Source organism: Virgibacillus sp. 7505, from assembly GCF_002272135.1.
In the GTDB taxonomy this organism is placed as follows: domain Bacteria; phylum Bacillota; class Bacilli; order Bacillales; family Amphibacillaceae; genus Terribacillus.
Genome location: NZ_NPBF01000410.1, coordinates 1 through 220 on the forward strand (window position 1 = coordinate 1; position 220 = coordinate 220).

General features: G+C 44.5%; 1 protein-coding gene. It reads left to right on the forward strand.

The features are described 5' to 3' along the window. Positions 1 to 186 (forward strand): beta-propeller fold lactonase family protein (locus CHH91_RS19545; protein ID WP_141234273.1); only part of this gene is annotated, 186 nt, incomplete at its 5' end. Between the last annotated feature and the right edge of the window lie 34 nt (positions 187 to 220).

Consider the following 220-nt stretch of genomic DNA (forward strand, 5'->3'; position numbering starts at 1 on the left):
GAAGGCAATTGGCCGCGGGACTTTCGCCTTGATCCAACCGAATCAATAGTTGTTGCTTCTAACCAAGAATCAGGGGATTTAACCGTCTATTCCCGAAACAAAGATACAGGCAAACTCAGCCTGCACAAAGCCAATATTTCTGTGCCATATCCTGTTTGTGTAGCATTTTTAAGCACACCGCTTTAAACAAAAAAAACGCTTGACCCACACGTGTGGGTCA